Source organism: Staphylococcus caprae, assembly GCF_002902725.1.
Lineage (GTDB): Bacteria > Bacillota > Bacilli > Staphylococcales > Staphylococcaceae > Staphylococcus > Staphylococcus caprae.
Window position 1 is genome coordinate 1 of sequence record NZ_PPRT01000091.1, and the last position, 243, is coordinate 243.

1 rRNA gene is annotated in these 243 nt (G+C 42.4%); it reads left to right on the forward strand.

Features of this window, described 5'->3' with window-relative positions:
- A 23S ribosomal RNA gene (locus CD155_RS12370) occupies window positions 1-140 on the forward strand; the annotation flags it as partial.
- Between the last annotated feature and the right edge of the window lie 103 nt (window positions 141-243).

Genomic DNA, 243 nt, shown 5'->3' on the forward strand with positions numbered 1-243 from the left:
AAGCATGAAGCCCCCCTCAAGATGAGATTTCCCAACTTCGGTTATAAGATCCCTCGAAGATGACGAGGTTAATAGGTTCGAGGTGGAAGCGTGGCGACACGTGGAGCTGACGAATACTAATCGATCGAAGACTTAATCAATTTTAAAATGTTTTGCGACGCAAAATCATTACTTACTATCTAGTTTTGAATGTACAATTCATTCACTTGTCTGGTGACAATGGCAAGGAGGTCACACCTGTTC